Source organism: Streptomyces sp. NBC_01320, from assembly GCF_035974375.1.
GTDB classification, from domain to species: domain Bacteria; phylum Actinomycetota; class Actinomycetes; order Streptomycetales; family Streptomycetaceae; genus Streptomyces; species Streptomyces yanii.
The window spans coordinates 11662911-11678873 of sequence record NZ_CP108390.1 but is presented as its reverse complement, the minus strand read 5'-3'; the positions used below and the strand labels follow the sequence as shown (position 1 = coordinate 11678873).

The window sequence follows — 15963 nt, the reverse complement described above, 5'->3', positions numbered from 1 at the left end:
CGGGGCGGAACACGGATGGGTGCAGATCCAATGAGGGTGCTGTCGATCAGGTGGTGGGTATGACATGGTCGCGGCGCGTCTGGTGGTTGCGGATGAACTCCTGCTGCTGGTGCCACGTCCAGTAGGCGTCGAAGTCGCCGTTGGCGCGGACGGCACGCAGCTTGAGCACGGCTTCAGCTCCGGACAGGCCCCAGCGGGCGCCGGTGATGTCCAGGCGGTCTTTGACCAGGTGCCGACATGCTCCCTCGATGGTTCCGGTGGCGATCGGCCAGCCGCGTTCCAGGGCGGTGTCGTAGCGCAGGTGCTCGGCCTTGCCGGCCAGGTAGTTCACGGCCTCGTCGATGCCCTTGCGCTGGGCGCCACGCAGTCCGGCGGCGCGGGCGGCTTCCTCGAGTGCGGCGGCGGACTGCTGCACGCCGCCGCCCAACAGGACTCGGGCGTGACGGGTGACCCAGTTCTCGGCGGAGGCATCGCCGCTGTCGTGCAGGCGCCACGACGCTCGCCACAGATATTCGAGCACGTGGATCAGGTCGACGATGATGCGGACGTCCACGCCGCGCTGCTGTGCTTCGGCCTTGATGAGGTCGATCTGATGGCGGGCCCCGTCGACCAGGACGACCCATGGACGGCGGTGGCCGGGGTCGCGGTGCTCCGCCTGATCGAACACGGCGGCCACCACCTGCGCGGCGGTGTCGGTCACCGGGCCGCACAACCACTTCGACCGGGCCTTCGGCCCCTGGCGGCGCTCGGGCGCCGCGTCGTGGCCGGGGTCGTCTTGCTGGTCGGAGTCGGCGATGATGTCGTCGACTGTGCGCGGCGCGGGTTCGGCATCGTAGACGGCTCCCAGGGTGTCCATCCGTTTCCTGCCGTGTTTCTCCCCGGACGCCAGCCGGGTCTTCATCGCGTTGCCACCTTTGGCGGCCGCGGCCTTGGCGGTGTCCTCGCGCAGCGCTTCGGGTCTTATCACCACGCCCTTGCCGTCGACCGACAAGATCAGTGGCGTGGTGTCGGTGCAGGGAGCGGGCACCAGGGCGTCGTAGAACGCGTCGATGTCCGCTGCGGCACTGACAGCGAGTTCCTGGACCTGTCGGTGCCCGATGCCGGAGCCGGTGTGGGCGTTGATCCGCTCGCAGGCGTCGGCGAAGCTGCCGCGGGAGGACTCGATCGCGGCGAGCCTGGCCAGCCCGTGCGAGTGCATCCCGTCCGGCAGGTTCAGCAGCGCATCGGTCGGGTGCAGGTCCGCCACGCCGGTGCCGCGGTAGGCGATCCGGGCCACGGTGACCTGCCGAACACCGTGGCCAGCGTCCGGTGTCGGTCCCGCTCGATCCGGGAGCGCTCGACACCGGCGGCGTCCACGACCTCCTGCCGACGCACCTCGTCCCTGGCCCGCAGGGTCAGGTGGTCCTGGAACAACTGCCGGGTGACCTCGCGCATCCGCGCTCCCAGCAGGTCCTCCAACTGCGCGTGCGTCATCACCGCCGCCTTGGGGGCCGCCAGCGCCGCGCACGCCGCGGCGAACAGACCTGCCGAGGCGGCGAAGGCGTCCTCACACTCCGCGAGCGCACCCTGGGCTGGCCCCACCGTGCTCACCACCCCTGCTTCCTGCCGTCGACCTTGAACAGCCCGGACGAAGGCTCGGCCAGGATCCCGCGCTCCACGAGCCTCTTCAGCTTCGAGCGCATCCCCTCGACATGTCGCGGCTCGGTTCCCAGCCCCAGGTGCTGGCAGACCTCTTTGCAGCGCATCGCCGCTCCCGAGGTCGCGAACAAGGCGATGATCGCCCGGTACTCCGGCGACATCACCGTCACGTCCAGCTCTGCCTCGGCCTCCACCAGCGCCACGGCGACTCCGCCGGCACCCCCACCCGTGGCGTCCGTGCCCGGCACCGACGAGGACGGCGCGGCCAGCACCTCCTCCACCGTCTCCCGCGCGATCTGCAACCGCGTCAGCCGCTCCTCGACCCGCGACAACTCCTCGGACAGGCCAGCGATCTGTTCACGAAGCCGCTCGGCCTGGCCCAGCACCTCAGCTCGCCTGGCCTCCAACGCCTCCATCAACGACGGCACACCACACCCACCCTCGCTCAGCACCCGCACGCCTCAAGGCGGGCTCGACCTCGGCGACGGTAGAAGTCGGCACGACCGGCCACATCCCGAACCTCTGCGAATCACCCCACCGAGGCACCCTCAGAAGATCTGCACCCAAGTGAGAATCCGCCAGCTGCACTGCGACAGGACAGCAGCCCTTGCCACCACGGACCTGACCAGCGACAACACACGCCGTGCTGTACCGATCGGCAATCAACTGACCCGCATCATCACCAAAAACGTCAGCACTAGATCGGCACCCATGACAGCGGTCGAGTCACCCACGACAACAGACTGAACAGCAAAAGCCCGATACCTACTGCACTGACATCATGATGCCGAACCACCACCGACAAAAACCCGCAGATCATCACTTGCCGCGTAGTACGGGCGAATCGCGACCTCCATCCCCAATCTCCTCTCTGACGCCGTCCGCGACGTCCACACCGCGCGCACCGCCGACCACCAGGAAGCCCTCCGATCGCTGGTTTCCGCCGCCCGCAGCGGCGACGCGATCGCGTTCAAGTACGGCGCCCACGACCTGTCCGCCCGGCTACTCGACCTGATGCGCTGGGCAGCCGACCGCTCCACCGATCCTCTCGTTCAGGCCGCCACGGCATACGTACGGACCGAGATCTTTTTCGCAGCCCGCGCCCACACCGTCGGCCTCGCCGCACTGGAGCAGGCGATCGAAGCCGCCCCCGCATCTACCTCCCGCACAAAAGCCGCCGCACGCGGCGCTCTCCACATGCGGGCCGCCGTCATTGCCGGACGTGCGGGCAACGCCGACTCCGCCGATACCCACCTGAAGCATGCCCACCAGCTCGGTGACCAGGTCGCGCGCGAAGGCATCTACCTTGGCACGACGTTCGGCCCTGACTCTGTCCGCATCCACGAAGTCTCCGTCGCCGTCAGCCTCGGCCGTGAGCACGTCGACCGCGCCCTTCGCGTGGCTACCGAGTGGAAGCCTCCTGCCGATCTGCCAGCCGAGCGCCGCAGCGGTTTTTACATCGAGCTCGCCCGCGCGCAGAACTGGGCAGGTCTCCCCGCGGACGCTTTCGAGAGCCTCAAGGTGGCCCGCGCGGCGGCGCCGCAGCACACCCGCGAGCACCCGTGGGCGCGCGAGGTCGCCAGGGATCTGCGACGCTTCCACCGAGCCGGCGCCGAGAGCCTGTCGCACTTCGCCCAGTGGATCGGCGCCGTTTGACGAACTGCTACAAGCAGTAGCAGTTGCGCCCCTTCCCAGGCCCCACGATCTATCTGTCCGCACCACACAGGTAGAGACGAGGGGCCCCATGACCACCCCTGTGCTCGTCGACGGCCAGGTGAGCATCGCTCGCCTCCACGGCGAAGCCGGCTGGACCTGCGGCGCCGTCACCCGCGGCCTCATCCCTGCAGGAGCCGTCGTCTTGGCGGGGCAAACCCAGCCTTGGCCAATCGTCTCCTGTGGCTGTGCGCCGGTCACCGACATGGAGACGGCCATGCCCCCATCCGCTGCCGCGTCACCTCTGCTTGATCTTCCTGATCCGGTGACACTGTCCGACGCGCAGCAGCGCGGCGCGAACTGCGTCTGGTGCGGTGCCCCTCTGGCTATCGGCGCGGCGCACGACCTCGGGCCCCGCCCGGTCGACGCGCATGGCACCGCGGCCGGATGGTTCCCCCGCTGCTGCCCCACCTGCTGGAAGTGCCACCAGTGACAACCCTGAAGAAACCCAGCCACCCGCGCGGCGACGATGCGTACCGAGTCCTGGTGCGCCACACCTACGGGTGCGCGGCCTGCCGCTGCTTGCCCTGCCCGACCGCGGTCCGCCTCACCCGTGCGTGGAGGGGGCCCGCCGATGATGTGCGAACGCTGCCACCAGCCCGTGACCCGCGAGGAGTCGAAGCCGTACGACGTGCCCGGAGCGTCGGGCCCCGGCATCACGATCTACGTGCACAAGCGTCCATGCGCCCTGCCCGTCTCGGCCCAGCCGCAAACATACCCGCAGCGCAGGCCCTGATCTCCCGCCCGCGACTGACGCCGATCGGTCGCGGGCGGGTTCTACTCCCGTACGAGGTCGGCGAGCGGGGCACTTTCTCGGTCAGCCGCTCGCGTGCCGCCCAGGGACGGCGTGTGCGCGCTTCGGCGACGACCGTAACGGTTGGGGGCTCACCTGCGGGCGGCCCGCCGCCGGGTCATCCGCCCCTTCACCGAGTGGTCCGTGCTCCGTGAGGCACGTCGGGAGGCCGCGCAAGGCCGATACAGCGCCAACTCGGCTTCCGCCAACCGCAACGACGTCCGACCGCGCAGTGACCGCTCCTGTCAGCCTCCGTTTCCGGTGCTGACTGTACCCATGGCATGGCTCAGCACGAAGTCGCGCGCCAGGCGTGCGGCCTGCTCACGGGCCTCGAAGGTGATGCCGTGCCGAGTACGCGGCAGGATCACCAGACGTGCGCCAGGGATCTCCGATGCCATGAGTTCGGCGACCTGAGCGCGGACGATGGGGTCCTCCGCGCCATGCAGCACGAGAGTAGGAGCCGTGATTTCATGCAGCCGGTCAGTGCAGTCGTGGTTCTGAATCGCTGTCATGCGGCGTGCGTCGGCGTCTACGGGACGCCCCCGCAGGGCGCGCTTGGTGTCGGCGACGAGCTGCGGGTCGTTCGCCTGCCCCTCGGGTGTGAGGAGCAGGTCCAGCACGAACTGCGCCCGCGCGTCCGGCCCCATGGCGACGATGCGGTCACCAAGGCTCTCGGTCATGGTCCAGCTCGGGGTGGCGCCTGACAGTATGAGAGACGCGACCCGCTGGGGGTAGTGGATCGCCAGGTGCATTCCGATCGCTCCGCCGTACGACACTCCCATAACATGAGCGCGCTCAAATCCCAGCGCGGCAAGGAAGTCGGCGCAGTCAGCAGCTTGCCGAACGATGTCGTACGGCTCGGGCCCGTTGAGTGTGTCGCCGGTGTCACGCTGGTCGAAGCTGATGGCCAGGATTCCAGCGCCTAACAGGGGGCGGAAGGCATCAAACTGTCCCCTATGGCTCTCCCCGCCATGCAACAGAACCAGCGGTTCACCCTGGCCGGACTCAACGTAGGCAATATCGATGTCGCCGACTTTGACGTGCTGAAACCCCTCAGAACTCACGCGCTCACCTCCACAGGCGTGCATCCATCGCCTCGGCGAAGACGGGATCGGCACAGGACGGCGGGCTCGCTGCCACCGAGCGGTGGGAACGCTCGATCATCTGGTCACTCACTCTCCGATCGCCTCAAAGCTGAGTACAGCATGGGAACCGGGTATCGCCCAGTCGCTGGTTCACCTCTGCCCCGACCACTACTCCACAAACGAAGGCACCCTCAAGTGATCAACGCACCACCCCCGGGTGATCATGCAATGCCACGAAGTTAGGGCCTCGCAGCGGGTGTCAACGGGTGCGGCATAGCAGTGAGGGTCGTGCTGTTGAGGAGATCTATCAAGATCTTTCTGAACCGGGGGATGCAGGTGTCTGAGTATGGCGGGGCTGGTACGTCGGACGCGGTGGATGTCTTTGCTCCGGGGCACATCGGGGAGTTGACGCAGGTTGTGCCGTTCGAGTTGGTCGATGCCGTGCTGGAGGAGACCCGTACGCGCGAGCGGCGGTTGCGGGACCTGCCGTCCCGGGTCGGGGTCTACTTCGTCCTGGCACTGGGGCTGTTCGAGCATCTGGGAGCCAGACTGGTCTGGGAGAAGCTGGTCACCGGCCTGAGCGGCCCGGTCCCCAGACCTTCGGAGAAGGCCTTACGTGACCTGCGACGACGTATAGGATTTGCCCCTCTTCAACAGCTGTTCGACCTGCTGGCTGTCCGCCCGCTCGCCGAGGGGGCGTCGTGGGGCCACGCCTGGGAGTCGGCGCGGCTCACGCCGTTCGCGCTGCGCGACGGCCGGGCGCCGACCGGGGCGGACGAGATCGTGGCCGACGCCAGCAGCGGGCTGCGCACCGGCGCGAAGGTGACCGTGCAGTCGACCGGCGCACCCTCCGTGTACGAGGTCGTCGGCATCGCCGCACCGGCCGGCCGTGACGCCCTGGCCCGCCAGTCGACGCTGTTCTTCAGCACGGAGCAGGCGCGGCGCCTGGCCGGACACCCGGGGCAGGTCTCCGCGCTCGGCCTGCTCACGGTCCCCGGCGCCACGGTGAGCGACGTACGCGCCCGGGCTCTCGAGGCGGTGTCCGGCACGCCCTCGCTGGAGGTGCGGTCGGGGGACGACCGCGGGCCCGTCGAGTTCATCGACGCCGGCAAGGCGCGGGTCAGCCTGATCAGTCTGGGCGGTGCGATGGGCGGTACGTCGCTGCTCGTCGCCCTGCTGGTGGTGGCCGGGACCTTCGCACTGTCGATCCAGCAGCGGGCCCGGGAACTGGCCCTGCTGCGGGCGGTCGGCGCGACGCCGCGCCAACTGCGGCGCATGGTGGGGCGCGAGGCACTGGTCGTGGGGCTGCTGGCCGGGCCGCCCGGGGCGGTCGCGGGGCTGTTCCTGGCCCGCTGGATGCACGGGCGGTTCGTGGCCGTGGGGGCGCTGCCGGACACCCTGGAGCTCACCGTGAGCGCGTTCCCGCCCGTCGCCGCGTTCCTCGCGACGCTGCTCGCCGCGTGGGGTGCGGCGCGGGTGTCCGCCCGCGGGCCGGCCCGGATGCGCCCTACGGAGGGGCTCGCCGCGGCGGCGCTCGGCTCGGAGCGGCCGCACGCCGGCCGGGTCGTCGCGGGTGTCCTGGCCGCCGTCGGGTACGTCGTCCTGGTCGTGGTCCTGTCCGGGCTGAAGACCGACGCGGCGGCCACCCCGGTGACGTTCCTGTCGGTGATCGTCGCGGCCGCGGCGATCGCGCTGCTCGGCCCGTCGCTCGCCCGGTCCGCGACCTGGGTGACGGGCGGGATCGCACAGCGGATCTCCCCGGCCTCCGGATTTCTCGCCGCACGGAACACCCGTGCCGGCGCCCGGCGTGTCGCGGCCGTGGTCACCCCGTTGAGCCTGGCCGTGGCGATGGCCTCGACGATCCTGTTCACGCAGACGACGTCGAGTCACTCGGCGGGCGAGCAGGCCGCGTCCGGCACACGCGCCCCCTACGTCCTCACCGCCTCGGAGCCCGGTGTCCCGACCGTGGCCGCACAGGCCGTGCGCGAGCGGGTGCCGGGGACGACGGTGACGGAGGTCGTCCGCACCACGGTGCGGATCGGGCAGGACAAGTTCCCCGCCCAGGGCGTGAGTTCACCGGGTCTGGCCCGGACCCTCGACCCGGAGGTCACCGCGGGCACGCTCGCCGCAATGGGCGACGGAACGGTGGCGCTCAGCGAACTGGCGGCCCGTACCCGGCACGCGCAGGTCGGCGACCACATCCCCCTCACACTCGGCGACGGAGTCAAGAAGGACCTCGAAGTGTCCGCCGTCTACGAACGCGGGCTGGGCTTCGGCGATCTGCTGCTCCCGCACCGGTTGGTGGCGGCGCATGTCGACCAGCCGCTGTCCTCGTCGGTCCTGGTGGCCGGGGCGCCGAGCCGGTCGGCGCTCACCACCGCGCTGCGTCCCTTCCCCACGGTCCACGTCCTGGACCGCACCGCCGTGGCAGCGGCACGCCGCACCCAGGAAGGCGCGCAGGCCCAGGTCAACTACATCGCGATGGGACTCGTGATCGCCTTCACCGCGATCGCCGTGGTCAACACCCTCGTGATGTCGACGTCCGCCCGGCGCCGCGAGCTCGCTCTCCTGCGCATGATCGGCACGACCGGCCGCCAACTGCGCGCGATGCTCCGCTGGGAGACGCTCACGGTCACCCTGCTCGCGATCGCTCTGGGAGCGGCGGTGGCCTGCGCGACCCTGACCGCGTACAGCCTGGGCATGACCGGCGCCGCGACACCGTACGCACCACTCGTGCCGTGTCTTGCCGTCATCGCGACAGCCGTGCTCCTGGCCTTCGTCTCGACGGCCCTGCCGGCCCGTGCCGCGCAACGAAGCGGGGCGGGGACGCCGACCGAGGTGGAGTGAGCGCGCGATCGGCGGCGGACCGGCCGTCCGCGCACCAGGTCCGGCTCCGGGTCCGGAGCGTTATGACGGCTCTGTGCTCCGGCCGTCCGCCGCCGGTCCCCGCCCGTGCCGCGCCCGGACGAGCACGTCGGCCGCGGCGGTCCGGTAGTAGAGCACCGACCGCCCCGCCCGGCGCCGCTGTGCCAGCCACGCGTCGAGTAGCACCTTGAGATGCCGGCCCACGGAACCAAGCCGCTGCCCGGTCAGGGCGACGAGCTGCGTCGTGCTCTTGGGTGTGTCGAGCAGCGTCAGCACCGTGGCCCACCCGGTCCCGAGCAGCCTGCCGAGCGAGTGGGGCACCGGGGTCCGCTCCCCCTCGGCCAGCGCTCCCGCGCACGGGTAGATCACCGCGTACCGATGCGGCTCCTCGGCCGTGACCCATCCCCGGTAGGGGGTGACGGGCAGGAACATCAGGCCCGTCCCCGAGACCTTCATCGGTGGATAGTCGAAGGCGTTGATCTGCAGCCGGCTCTCGCCGAGCCAGCGCATCCCGGGCCGCAGCTCTCCCAGCGCCGCGGCCCAGCCGCCCAGGCTCAGCCGGCAGGTGCGGGCCACCACATCCGACTCCAGGACCGCCCTGCGCCGCGGCCAGGTGGGCAGCACCGTCTCCCGCCACACCCACTCCAGGACGCCGGCCAGGCGGTCCGGCAGGTCGGAGCGGTCCAGCAGGGCGGGCAGCGGGCCGCGCAGCGACACCCGCAGGTCGGCGCGGGCGGCCTGCGCGGGCGTTCGCCTGACGTAGGCGACCTCCTGTTCGAAGGTGGCGGCGTCCTCGCGGCCAGCCACAGCGGCGTGTGCCGCGTACAACGCCGCCGTGGCCCTGCTACCGCTTCTCCGGCACAGCCCGGACGGGCAAGGGGGAGGAACCGGCCCGCGTCAGAATGCGGGCTTTTGCCGTGCCAACTCGTAGATGCCTACCCGGACGTCGTCGTCATCGGCGTCCTGGGCGCCCTCCGGCACAGACGAGTCGCACCCTGCCGGAAAATAGCGGGGAAAGGCCCCTCGGACCCAGCCGAGAACGCCCCCCGCGCGCCTCCGGCGGGGCCTTCGCGCTGCTCCGCTCCCAGCGGCGGCCCCCCAGAACGGCGGCTTCGGTAAAGCCGTGGACACGACCACCTGGGACCTCATCACATATGGCCTGACCTGCGCATTTACGCCCAGATACCTAAGATGGACATGCACGGGCGACGGCGTGGAAGCAGCGTCGGCTGCTTCGGTGACATCTACCCACAAACATGCTCAGGACGGCCCAGGGAGGGTGCTTCATGACCGAGTCCGGCAACCCCGATCAGCCCGCGAACGTGAACGAGTACACCAGCAGTCACATCCAGGTACTCCAGGGCCACGAGGCGATACGCAGGCGCCCCGGCATGTACATCGGCTCGACCGGCGAGCGCGGCCTGCATCAACTGGTGTACGAGGTCGTCTCGTACGCCGTCGACGAGCACCTTGCCGGCCACGCCGACACCATCGACGTCACGATCACCGCGGACGGCGGCGTTCGCGTCGCGGACAACGGGCGGGGCCTGCTCGTCGAAGTGCAGGAGCCCACCGGCAAGTCGGCCATCGAACGCGAACTCGCGGAGCTGTCCTTCGGCTCCAAGCCCCACACCGGCTACGGGGTCTCCGGCGGCCTGAGCGGCCTGGGCCTGTGTGTGGTCAACGCGCTGTCGAGCCGTCTCACGGTCGAGATCCACCGAGACGGCCACCGCTGGACCCAGGAGTACGAGAAGGGCACCCCGATCTCTCCCTTGACGAGGAACGAGGAGACGAGCGAACACGGCACCGCAATTGCGTTCTTGCCCGACGCCGACATCTTCGACACCACCCGCTACTCGTTCGCCACGCTGTCGGAGCGCCTCCAGGAACTTGCCTTCCTCAACGGGGGCCTGGCCATCTCACTCACCGACGAGCGTCCGCAGCGGCCGGTCCGCTACCACCACGCGGACGGCCTTCGGGCCTACGTCGCCCACCTCAACCCCTACCCCCCGAGTCTCGTCCACTCCCCCGCCATCGCCTTCGAGTCGGAGAATCAGGACGAGACGATCTTCGTACAGGTCGCCATGCAGTGGAACACCTGGCCCCCGGGAAAGCTCCACTCCTTCGCGAACAGCACCCGAACCCATGAGGGCGGCGCCCACGAACAGGGCTTCCGTACCGCGCTCACAGACCTCGTCAACCATTACGCGCGCCGTCAGCGGCAGATATCCGCAGACGACGAGGACATCACCGCCGAAGCCATCCACGAGGGCCTGACCGCGGTCGTCTCCGTAAAGCTCGCCCATCCCGCCTTCGAGGGCTCCACCAGGACCAGGCTCAGCAATCCCGAAGCAGACGCCTACGTCCAAGAAGTCGTCCACCAACACCTCACCGACTGGCTGGACCACAACCCGAACGAAACCGCGGCCATCATCCGCCACATACTCAATGCCGCTACCGAACACGGGAAGGAGTGACGAAGGACTTCCCGCCGGCGAGGAGAAACACCTGAAGGTCGCTGTCACGGGCAACGACCCAATCACCGGGACACTGAACGCGAACGGATGGATCGCGGGCGGCGCCGCCACCGCGCTCACCGACCTCGGTATCCAGTGGGCCACACCGTCCGCTCCGACACCCCCAACGCCCCCGCAGCCACCCGCACATGCGACGACGTCAACGCAGCAGCCGCACGAAGCTCCAGCAACCGACCCACCGCCGTAACACGCATCCCCACACGCGCGGCCTCGGGCAACCCGTCCCGTTCCACCACCATGCGCTCCCACGATCAGACCGGCCCCGAACCAGACCCAGCCTCGAACCCGGCACACCTCCACGGATAAGAAGCACCGATTCCACGACAGTGAGACACCTGGTGGTGTACCGGTCCGTGACAGCAGCGGCCCACCCCTACACCACTTCCACGTCAGTGACGTCCACACCACCAGCGCGTGTGACCAGCACGAACCTGTCAAGCTAACGAACCGTCACTGACAACACCCCACTGACACCAAACCGGCGCATCGCAGCTGGGCCTGCACCAGATCGTGAGGCGGCGGAGTCCATGACGGCATTAGATCGCGTGTTCGATTTTCTTGTCATGTCGAAACACGCCGACATGCCCGAGCAGCGGCCCCCCTGTCCTGTGCCATCCAACGCTGAGCTTCGTGCCAACGAATCTTGATCGACCGCGCGTAGCGTGCGCGCACAAGGCGTACGTCGACTACGAGAGGTCACGCACGGGGATCTCGGGCGCAAAGTGGGCGACGGCAGTGACCAGTCGGTCCTTGTCCAGCCGCCACCCGGTCACCGCCCGTGAGGCCAGCGCGACGTCCGCCGGCACCGGAACGAGGTACTTGAGGGCAGCACGGGCCTTTGGGCCATCTCCCGGCAGGGCCGGAGCGCCTTTCCGCCGGGTGACCCCGACATAGGGCAGGGAAGCGCCGCCCGCAGCCTGGCGCCAGAGCACGAAACCTGTGATGTCATCCCAGGGCACATGGCTGGTGGTGGCCCCGTACCGGGCGGGGCTCCCTCCAAGAAGCACCCCCGTCTCGTCCACCCGGAACGCGACCTTGCGGCTCAGCGCCACGTACGACATGAACAGCCCGCCCCCGCCGAAGAGCGGCAGGCCCAGTATCTGCGCGAACAGCGGCACGCCCGGGAGCAGCAGGACTGCTGTGAAGACGGCGGAAAGCGCTACGACTCCAGCGGTCCTGAAGTCCCAGCCGTAGCGCGCCTGGTAGACGGGTGAGCTGCTGTGAGCCATGGCTGGATCATGACAACGGCCAGCCCTTAAGGGAAGCCCTGGGGGCAGTGCTGCTCAAGGTTCGATGACACACGCTCAAGGTTCGCTGTCACGGGACACCCTCCCCCGTGGTGCGCGCCCCTCGGCCCGACGGTGCACGGTTCGCTCCCCTACTTCGCCCAGCTCCGACACTCCAGTACTAAAGTCGCGTCCTGGCCGCCGGCCTCCGGGGCTGGGCAAGCCTGCCGCACGGTGAGCTTGCCCAGGGTCCTCTTGGGCTTGCCCGGCACTCGTGACCGGTCATATGTCTGCGGCCGTGACCGGTGACCGGCCGTGTGACCGATCCGATCGCAGCCGTCGGCCAAACCGCAAGTCAGTGGCGTGACCGGTCGATGCAACCCGGGTGTCCGGATCGGCCCGCAGGTCGGCGGCCAGATCCCCCGGCCCAACGGAACGCCGGCGCCCCAGCGGTGGAGTTCCCGGGTGTGGCTACTCGGTGGTGCGGTCGGGGTCGGGGAGCTCCGGCGGGAAGTGCCACTCCAGGATCTCGGCCCAGCGGTGCAGGACGACGATGCCGGTGGTGTCGGCCTGTGCCTGGACCAGCTCGCTCAGGGCGTCGACGAAGGGCTGGCGGCGGTGCCCGCGGGCATCGCGGCCGAGGCCTTCCTGAGCCGCTCGTGCGCGGCGGGGAAGACGCCCCGGGCCCATGCGTCCTGTTCTCGGACCCGCTTGCTTCCCTCCTCCATGTTGATCTGTGTGATCGCCAGGGCCGGGCAGTCGGGGGTGTGCCAGGTCTCGCTGATCCCGCCGCCGGTCTTCACGTACGCGATGCGGGTGTTGTCGGGGCCCGGCAGGGCGAAGCAATCGGTGCAGTCGACGCGTTCCGTACCGGTTATCGCGGAGCTCCCTTCGAGTGGAGGCAGAGCCTGCTATCCCGATCAACGGGCGACCAGGGATTTCCTCCGCCGCAGCCCGCCGGCCCCGGGGCCCGAAGGAGTCCTCTTTCCCTCGGCTATCGCGGGGGAAAGAGGTGTCGGCGCACGGGACCGGCTTGCCCACAAGGGGTGACCTGCAGAAATGGGCGGTGCCCGATTTGGGGGGTCCACACCTGCGGCAGTACCTCCGGTCCCCCGCTGAAAGCAACCGTCCAGCCCACTGTCCACCCGCCCTTGGATGCAACCCCCCTCCGCGCCGCACGGCACCGCTCCCTCAGGGCCGGGCAAGCCCCTGGCAGTTCAGACAGCCCGGATCGCGGGCGCGGCCTCCAGGCGATCCAGCCGTTCGAAGTCGTCGTGGAGGTAGAACGCCTCCAGTGGCCACACGGTGCGCTGCGCGGTGAACGGGATGATGCCCAGCGAGACGCACGCGAGCGGCATCACGGCCAGGAGGTTCGCAGCTGGCCCTTCATTGCGCCGGGTTCGCGGGCCTGGGTACGCCGTTCGGAGCGGCTTGCCCAGGCTCCCGTTGGGCTTGCCCGGGTCAGGTCCGGCGGCGGAACAGGCCGCGGCGGGGCTTGCCCGGCTCCCGGTCTCGGTCCTCCTCCGGCTCCGGCTCGGTGCACTGCATCGTCACCACAGCCACGCGGTGGAGTGCCGCACCCGGGACAGGGCGCGCGCATCGCGGCGCACGGCCGCGCTGCCGATGCGGTTCTGCCGGGGCCGGGGCCGGCGCGACTGCCCGGCAAAGAAGCGGCGGCATCCGGCGTCCTGGAGACGCCGTCGTTGCTTGCGCAGCTCCTGCTTCGTCTGCGCCTGCGACTCCTGGGCGGACACCTTCGGCTCCAACGTCCGCGGCTACCGAGCCGACAGCGACACCCTGTTGCACCTGCTGGCCACTGGGGTCTTCCACAACGACGGCTCGCACGACCACGTATGGCGGCGCGCCGTCGAGCGCCTCGTCCACCTGCGCGACACCACACCGGGCACCTACAACAAGTACCTGGAGAAGCTGCGTCACCTTCCGGCGCTGCTGGCCACCTGGACGATCGACGTCGCCGCCGTCCTCAGCCGCCGCGAGGAACTCCTGGCTACCGCCCTTCACCACCCGGAGTGGGCCGTCCCCCACTCCGGGCACATCCGCCCGGGCCCGGCGTGGTTCCTCAACCCCAACCGGGTCCTCAGCGCCGACGGCATGCACGGCCTGCAACCTGCCGAGAACGGGGGCAGGTTCTACTACCCCCAGAGCAACTGGCTGAAGGACACGCTGCGCGAACCCTTCCGCCTCATCGAGCCCAACGACGCCGCTTACCGCGAAGCATGCGCCCGGTTCGAGTTCCTGGCCTCCATGATCGCCATGGACACAGACATCGGCTTCCGTGCCTGCCCCTGGGCCGGAGAGTTCTTCCTCGACTCCACCTGGGGCTACGACAACAACGGACTCGCCACCACCATCGAGGCGGAACTCACCGACACCTGGCCGCTGCTCGCCGCCGGTGCTTTCGGAGGCGAACTCCCCCGTGCCCAGAACGCCCTCACCGCGCTCACGGAATGGAGGGGGAAGCACGGCAGAACGTGATGATCTACCAGGCGCCGTAGTGGCCGGCGTACAGGATCCCTTCGAGAACAACGTGGTACCCGCGTCCAGCGCGTAGCGGGCCGTCAGGTCGATCCGGCTGATGTCCGCCGCACCAGCCCGGTCCCGCTCACGCAAAACGATCCGGCGGAGGTTGTCCTGACCCACGAGCGCCAGACCGCGGCCAAAACGGTCGCGGAGGCCCGCCGCGACGGACGACTTCCCCGAGGCGCTGTTCCCTCGCAGCACGACCAGCCTCGTCTTTTCGTTGGCCACCATCACCCGAGCGAGCTACCGACACCGCCCGTCCGTCGGCGCAGCTCTACCCCTGTGGGCCGGGGCGGAGGGGGCACGGATGGTGACGTTATGCTCACGCGGTGGGCTGGAATCCCCGTCGCACCGTCGTCGGGGCTGTCGGAGGATCGGGGAAGGAGCCGGTCCGGTCGAGGGCCAGGCCAGGGGAGGCGATGGGATGCGGCAGGCAGGTGTGCTCGATGTCGGGTGCCACAGTGCGTTGCTGACGGTGGTGCGACGGCGCCCGGGGACGGTGCTGGAGCCGGTGTTCTCCCGCAAGGTGCGGCTGAGACTGCACGAGACCCTCGACCGCAAGGGACGGCTGGACAAGACCGGCGTGAAGAGCGTCGAACGGGCAGTGGCCGAGGCCGTCGCCGCTGACCCCCGTCTGCGCGGGCCGGAAGTGTTCGCGTTCGCGACCTCCGTCATCCGGGACGCACCCAACCGCGACGAGATCATCGCGCGCGTGGCACGCACCACCGGCACCCGCCTTCGCGTGCTGACCGGCGAGGAGGAGGCACGGCTGGCCTACGTGGCCGCCCGCCAGTGGGCAGGCTCGATGGCCGGGCAGCTGCTGGTCCTGGATATCGGCGGCGGTACGGTAGAGATCGCCTCCGGCACCGGAGACCGGCCCCGCGTCGTCTACTCGCTGCCCCTGGGCGCCCGCAGGATCACCCGGGACTGGCTTCCCGGCGGCACCGCACCATCTCCACGCCGACTGGCCGAGGTCCGGCAGCACCTGCGCCAGTCCCTGGAAGCCGTCCCCGGCCTGCCGCAGGCCGAAACGGGCGGGCGGGTGCTGGCCTGCTCCAAGTCCTTCGAACAGCTCGCCCGGCTCGCCGCCGCTCAGGGCAAGACACCGCGGGCCGGACGGCAGCTCGCGCTACCCCAACTACGCACGTCAGTCTCCCTGCTGGCCACCGCGGGACCGTCCCGCCGTTCCAAACTGCCGGGCATCTCCCGACACCGCGCCGAACAGTCCCTGGCCGGAGCCCTGATCGCACAAGCCCTCATGGAAGCCTGCGGGGCCAAGAACGTCGAAATCTGCCCCTGGTCCACCCGAGAAGGACTACTGCTCGAACGCCTCGGCATGCCCCACACCACAACCCGGCACCCCCGAGCACACTGACTGGCTACACAGGTGGGAGCAGCACATCACCGGCAGAGCTCCGGTGCTGCACCGGATGCACGCCTGCGCGATCTTGGTGGCTAATTCGAATTCGGTTGCTGTGACGCGGAGTTGATCGCCGTAGGAGCGGTGGTTCCAGCGGATGGGATCATGCTGGTCGTTGATCTTGTCGTGGTTCCTTGGGGATCGG

Annotated in this window: 8 protein-coding genes and 6 pseudogenes; 5 read left to right on the top strand and 9 right to left on the bottom strand. The window is 69.6% G+C overall.

From position 1 onward, the window contains the following. Window positions 1-46: 46 nt before the first annotated feature. Window positions 47-1581, bottom strand: a pseudogene (locus OG395_RS54045) (ISKra4 family transposase). 5 nt (window positions 1582-1586) lie between these two features. Beyond that, the gene (locus OG395_RS54035; RefSeq protein ID WP_327241228.1) at window positions 1587-2066 is read right to left on the bottom strand and encodes a hypothetical protein; all 480 of its coding nucleotides are present in this window, start codon (window positions 2064-2066) and stop codon (window positions 1587-1589) included. Window positions 2067-2472: 406 nt separating this feature from the next. On the opposite strand from OG395_RS54035, the pseudogene OG395_RS54030 reads away from it, so the two are divergent. Continuing rightward, window positions 2473-3294, top strand: a pseudogene (locus tag OG395_RS54030) (transcriptional regulator); the annotation flags it as partial. Between the two features lie 1095 nt (window positions 3295-4389). Here OG395_RS54030 and OG395_RS54025 read toward each other — a convergent pair. Further along, entirely contained in the window at window positions 4390-5208 is an 819-nt protein-coding gene (locus tag OG395_RS54025; RefSeq protein WP_327241229.1) for an alpha/beta fold hydrolase, read from the bottom strand. 351 nt (window positions 5209-5559) lie between these two features. Between OG395_RS54025 and OG395_RS54015 the strand changes: the two genes are divergently transcribed. Continuing rightward, the gene (locus OG395_RS54015; RefSeq protein ID WP_442818494.1) at window positions 5560-8076 is read left to right on the top strand and encodes a transposase domain-containing protein; all 2517 of its coding nucleotides are present in this window, start codon (window positions 5560-5562) and stop codon (window positions 8074-8076) included. 60 nt (window positions 8077-8136) lie between these two features. On the opposite strand, the pseudogene OG395_RS54010 reads toward OG395_RS54015, so the two are convergent. Then, window positions 8137-8880 (bottom strand): annotated as a pseudogene (locus tag OG395_RS54010) (winged helix-turn-helix domain-containing protein); the annotation flags it as partial. Window positions 8881-9380: 500 nt separating this feature from the next. Here OG395_RS54010 and OG395_RS54005 point away from each other — a divergent pair. Further along, on the top strand, window positions 9381-10571 hold the full coding sequence (locus tag OG395_RS54005) for an ATP-binding protein (RefSeq protein WP_327241230.1): 1191 nt from the start codon (window positions 9381-9383) through the stop codon (window positions 10569-10571). Window positions 10572-11317: 746 nt separating this feature from the next. On the opposite strand, the gene OG395_RS54000 is transcribed toward OG395_RS54005, so the two are convergent. The 4 genes and pseudogenes from OG395_RS54000 to OG395_RS53985 form a co-directional block, all read right to left on the bottom strand. Beyond that, on the bottom strand, window positions 11318-11860 hold the full coding sequence (locus OG395_RS54000; RefSeq protein ID WP_327241231.1) for a hypothetical protein: 543 nt from the start codon (window positions 11858-11860) through the stop codon (window positions 11318-11320). Window positions 11861-12328: 468 nt separating this feature from the next. Next, complete coding sequence (locus OG395_RS53995; protein WP_327241232.1) at window positions 12329-12547, bottom strand: hypothetical protein; 219 nt, start codon at window positions 12545-12547, stop codon at window positions 12329-12331. Window positions 12548-13125: 578 nt separating this feature from the next. Beyond that, window positions 13126-13256, bottom strand: a pseudogene (locus tag OG395_RS53990) (transcriptional regulator); the annotation flags it as partial. A 151-nt stretch (window positions 13257-13407) separates the two neighbouring features. Beyond that, a pseudogene (locus tag OG395_RS53985) lies at window positions 13408-13599 on the bottom strand (hypothetical protein); the annotation flags it as partial. Here OG395_RS53985 and OG395_RS53980 point away from each other — a divergent pair. Next, on the top strand, window positions 13565-14353 hold the full coding sequence (locus tag OG395_RS53980; protein WP_327249751.1) for a hypothetical protein: 789 nt from the start codon (window positions 13565-13567) through the stop codon (window positions 14351-14353). The pseudogene OG395_RS53985 and the gene OG395_RS53980 overlap by 35 nt on opposite strands. A 13-nt stretch (window positions 14354-14366) precedes the next feature. Here the strand turns inward: OG395_RS53980 and OG395_RS53975 are convergent. Continuing rightward, a pseudogene (locus tag OG395_RS53975) lies at window positions 14367-14629 on the bottom strand (kinase); the annotation flags it as partial. Between the two features lie 193 nt (window positions 14630-14822). Between OG395_RS53975 and OG395_RS53970 the strand changes: the two are divergent. Further along, on the top strand, window positions 14823-15773 hold the full coding sequence (locus OG395_RS53970; RefSeq protein ID WP_327241233.1) for a Ppx/GppA phosphatase family protein: 951 nt from the start codon (window positions 14823-14825) through the stop codon (window positions 15771-15773). Window positions 15774-15963 lie beyond the last annotated feature (190 nt).

What these genes read in the sequence shown, in the direction of transcription:
- OG395_RS53995 (WP_327241232.1), bottom strand. Translation starts at nt 12,547, where the DNA reads ATGGGCCCGGGGCGTCTTCCCCGCCGCGCACGAGCGGCTCAGGAAGGC.
- OG395_RS54015 (WP_442818494.1), top strand. Translation starts at nt 5,560, where the DNA reads ATGCAGGTGTCTGAGTATGGCGGGGCTGGTACGTCGGACGCGGTGGAT.
- OG395_RS53970 (WP_327241233.1), top strand. Translation starts at nt 14,823, where the DNA reads ATGCGGCAGGCAGGTGTGCTCGATGTCGGGTGCCACAGTGCGTTGCTG.
- OG395_RS54000 (WP_327241231.1), bottom strand. Translation starts at nt 11,860, where the DNA reads ATGGCTCACAGCAGCTCACCCGTCTACCAGGCGCGCTACGGCTGGGAC.
- OG395_RS54005 (WP_327241230.1), top strand. Translation starts at nt 9,381, where the DNA reads ATGACCGAGTCCGGCAACCCCGATCAGCCCGCGAACGTGAACGAGTAC.